Here is a 4062-nt window from a genome sequence, read left to right as displayed (position 1 = left end):
CGCTGCCCCTTCGGGGGTGGAGCAGGGAATTCGGACAGCATGCTGTCCGCCTGCGCAACGGTACGCGCTTGCAAGCGCGTACTCCTTCTCCCGTAAAAGTACCGGCCAAGCCGGGAAGCGAAATAAACTCGCCTTCGGCTCAAACAAATTTCGCTTCTTTATCCGTCTCGGCCGGTACTTTTACGGCAGCGCCAAGCGGAATTTGAAAACCACAGCCTCTATGCGCGACCTAAACCTTCATGCGCTAGTTAAACTCATGCCGCATCTGAATATGCGGAATGCCCGCCTCCATGAATTCTTCCCCTTCCTGCACGAAGCCGAAGCGGCTGTAGAACGGTGCCGCATGCGTCTGTGCACTGAGGATTACCGACTTGTCTCCCCGCGCCCTCGCCTGTTCCATCAGCGCTTCGAGGATGCGGCCTCCTATGCCGGTTCCCCGCGCGTTTTTCTTCACCGCCATGCGTCCGATATGGCCATCCGGGAGCAGGCGTCCGGTACCCAGCGCCCTGCCCTGTTCGTCGCGGGCCACAGCGTGCAGGCTGACCGGATCCATGTCGTCCCACTCCAGCTCCACCGGGACGTTTTGCTCCACCACGAATACTTCGTATCGCACCGGCTGCGCTTCCGGTTTCAGGCTTTCCCAGTCGCCTAGCGTCAGACTGACTTTCATGTTGTCTGGGGCGGTGTTTTTTCCAGGCGCGTGATGGTGGCGCGCCAGTCATCGGGGAATGGAACGCCTTTTCGTACCTTCGTGTCGGCATAAACGTAAAACAGTTCACCGGATATCAGGTGCTGGTCACCGAGATGAATCTCGACGATAAAGCGGACCGATGTGCGTCCGAAGCCGGCGCAGCGCACGCCGATGTCGAGCACGTCATCGAACCGCGCGGGAGCCAGGAATTCGACGGTCGCCTTGCGGGCGAACATTTCACGGCCGTCCTCGGCCTGCTGCTGCACGGTGGGCAGGCCGGTTGCCCGCCAGTATTCGGTGAATGCGACATCGAAGTACATCAGGTAATGCGCGTTGAATACGATGCCCTGCATGTCCGCTTCCGCCCATCGGACGCGGAGCTGGTGAAAAAAGGAAAAGTCTTCGCGTGCCATGGCTACTCTAGAAATTAACGAAGTGAAGTTGGCTCAATCGGTGAGAAAGCCGCGTATCAAGCGATTAACCCGTTCCGGCTGTTCATGGATGATCCAGTGCGAGCCTTCCGGTATGCGCTCGATCTTCAGATCATCGATGAAATCCTCCAGTCCGTCCAGCAGGGTCTTCGGCAGCGCCATGTCGTTTTCACCCCAGATGACCCGCGTCGGAATCGTGATGCGGAAATCCTTCGGATCGAGCTGCAGCTTCAACGGACCGGCATGCTTGTCGGTCGGCGGATGCAAGGGTGACGCACGATAGTAGTTCACGCCGCCGGTGAGCCCGCGCGACCAGCACTCATGGTATTTCTGCCTGACCTCGGGCGTGAACCATGGGGTCGGCGATTTTCCCATTCCGTTCAGCAGGCTCTCCAGCACGGCGAAATTGTCTTTTGCAAGCGCGTTTTCGGAACCTTCCGCCCTCAGCCAGTTCATGTATTCGCTCGCCTTCTTCTGCTCCGGATCCTTGGCCAGTGCCTGCATGAACAGATACGGATGTGGCGAATTGACGATGATGAGCCGATGCAGTAGCTGAGGCAAGCCGATGGCGAAGTTCCACGCGATCGCGCCGCCCCAGTCGTGCGCGACCATGACGAATTTCTCGTAGCCGAGATGCGCCGCGAGCTGGCGCAGATCGTCGACGATGTGCTTGGCCTTGTAGGCGCCCAGGTCGGACGGCATGTCGGACAGGTTGAATCCGCGCAGGTCGGGAGCGACGGCGAAGTGGTCGGCGCCGAACTCGGCAAGTTGGGCTTCCCACTCGTACCAGAATTCGGGGAAACCGTGCACGAACAGGATGAGCGGTTTTCCCTTTTCTCCTGCGCTGGCGTAATGCAGACGAGTGCCGTTCGGCAGCGCGGCGTATTGGTCGCTTCGGATGGTGGCTGGCATGGTCGCTCCCGCTAACGTTAGTTGACGTTCAGTTTGGCCTGCAGCATTTCGCGGATGTGCGGCGCTGCTTCGAACGGATCACTCGGATTGCGTTGCAAGATGATGTCCTCCATGCGGGTCTGGACGTTGCCCAGCGCATTCGGGTGCGAGTAGATGTAGAAGCGATTGTCAGCGATCGCGTTGAATGTGAACTCCGCCACCTGTGCCGCCGACACTTTGCCGGACGAAACCGCTTTTTCCGATACCGCCTGGGCGGCGCGCTGGCTGGCGGTCGGCCCTGCATCGGATTTCACATCATCGGGGCGGCTGCGCTCGGAATTGGAAATCCCGGTCGGAACGAAATACGGGCACAGTACCGATGCGCCGATCGGCGCCTTGATGAGCTGCAGGTCGTGGAACAAGGTTTCCGACAGCGATACCACGGCATGCTTGGACACATTGTAGATCCCCATGTTTGGCGCGTTGAGCAGGCCGGCCATCGAAGCGGTGTTGACAATGTGTCCTTCGTACGCCGGGTCTTTCTTCGCGCATTCCAGCATCAGCGGTGTAAAGGTACGCACGCCATGCACCACGCCCCACAGGTTGACGCCGAGCACCCATTCCCAATCAGCCAGCGAGTTTTCCCAGACCAGTCCCCCGGAGCCGACACCGGCGTTGTTGAAGACGAGATGCACCGCACCGAACTTCTCCATGGTGGCATCAGCCAGTGCCTGTACCTGCTCCGGCTTGCGCACGTCGCAGCGCATCGCCAATACCTGCGCACCCTGCGCTTCCAGCTCGGCCTTCGTCTTGTCCAGCTGATCCTGCTGCACGTCCGCCAGCACCAGCTTCATGCCGAGACGCGTTCCGATGTTGGCGAACTCGCGTCCGAAACCACTTGCGCCGCCGGTGATGACGGCAACCTTGTCCTTGAAGTTTTTCATGTAAGTCTCCTGATGTATGTGCTGGTGTTTAAATCTTTTTCAACTGGAATCCGATACGCGGGAAATGCACGACCACCGTCCCGGCCTGCGGGTCGGTGCGGCGCACGGCCAACTCGTTTTCGGCGGCCATGACAAGCTCGCCTTCGACAGGATCGAGGCCATAATCGGTCGGAGCAATCGTTACCTGTTCGCCAAGCGCAATCCCGAAGGTGTCGACGAATGGCGCATCAATGGCAGCCGGGCTTGATGAGCGGGCAATTTCAAGCGCCTGCTCGCCAGGCATCGCGTCATGGGAATGATGACCGATCGCCGCCATGCGCCCGAGCCACGCCTGCACATGCGGTGCACGATCGATGATCGATGCCACTTCCTTCGCCTTTTGTACGAACCACAGGCAGTGGTAAACAGAAAAATCCGCGATGCAGGGCTGCGCGCCGAGCAGATACTGCTTGCCGTCAGCAAGCATGCCGTCAAGCCGGCGCAGGTATTCGAGCAAACTGCCGGTTGCCTCGCCGGCCGACATCCGGGGCGCATTGCCGCGGAAGCCTGCCCTGTCGGCGGCAAATGCTTTCATTTGCTCCGGCGTCGCGCCACCGAGTATGCTCTGGATCGCTGCCGGCTGGCTGAAGATGTATGGAATCACCGTCCAGAACAGCGTCGAGTCGGCCCATTGCGCGAGCGTCCTTGCCATGCCAGCGATTTCCGGCGGATACAGGCCTGGCGTCGGTGCAATCCGTTCCAGTACATTGGCGATCAGCGCCGTATCGCAATAGATATCGGCGCCGATTTGCAATACCGGGGTCTTGCGGTAGCCGCCTGTCAATGCCGTGAGGTTGGGCTTCGGCATGATGGCGGGAATCAGCACCGATTTCCATGGGAGCTTCTTGTAGCCGAAGATCGTGCGGATTTTTTCCGAGAACGGCGAGTTGTGGTAGTGGTGGAAAATCAGATCGGGCATGGGGGCTCCTTGAGACGGGACGCTGCGAATGGACGGCCTTGGCTGGTTCCCTCCCCCTCTCAGGGGGAAGGGCTAGGGTGGGGGTAGTGAGGTTGCGCAATTGCATGCAGTAGATCGACCTCACTACCCCCATCCCAACCTTCCCCC

At 59.7% G+C, this 4062-nt stretch carries 5 protein-coding genes; all 5 read right to left on the bottom strand.

The annotated features are described in order from the left end of the window. Positions 1-244 precede the first annotated feature (244 nt). Genes V7080_RS24525 through V7080_RS24505 form a run of 5 tightly spaced genes read right to left on the bottom strand, consistent with a single transcriptional unit; the run spans position 245 to position 3915 of the window. Positions 245-670, bottom strand: a complete 426-nt coding sequence (locus tag V7080_RS24525; protein WP_334190996.1) for a GNAT family N-acetyltransferase — start codon at positions 668-670, stop codon at positions 245-247. Continuing rightward, positions 667-1104: an acyl-CoA thioesterase gene (locus V7080_RS24520; protein WP_334190995.1), complete on the bottom strand. Its 438-nt coding sequence runs from the start codon at positions 1102-1104 to the stop codon at positions 667-669. The genes V7080_RS24525 and V7080_RS24520 overlap by 4 nt, the downstream gene beginning before the upstream one ends. 33 nt (positions 1105-1137) lie before the next feature. After that, positions 1138-2034 (bottom strand): alpha/beta fold hydrolase, encoded by an 897-nt coding sequence (locus tag V7080_RS24515; RefSeq protein ID WP_334190994.1) that lies wholly within the window; start codon positions 2032-2034, stop codon positions 1138-1140. A 17-nt stretch (positions 2035-2051) separates the two neighbouring features. Further along, positions 2052-2957, bottom strand: coding sequence for an SDR family oxidoreductase (locus V7080_RS24510; protein WP_334190993.1), 906 nt, complete (start codon positions 2955-2957; stop codon positions 2052-2054). A gap of 28 nt (positions 2958-2985) precedes the next feature. Continuing rightward, entirely contained in the window at positions 2986-3915 is a 930-nt protein-coding gene (locus V7080_RS24505; RefSeq protein ID WP_334190992.1) for a glutathione S-transferase family protein, read from the bottom strand. Positions 3916-4062: the final 147 nt, after the last annotated feature.

Origin of the sequence: Noviherbaspirillum sp., assembly GCF_036846085.1 — a bacterium.
Classification (GTDB): domain Bacteria; phylum Pseudomonadota; class Gammaproteobacteria; order Burkholderiales; family Burkholderiaceae_D; genus Noviherbaspirillum.
The sequence above is the reverse complement of the archived record's forward strand: the minus strand, read 5'-3'. Positions and strand labels throughout refer to the sequence as shown.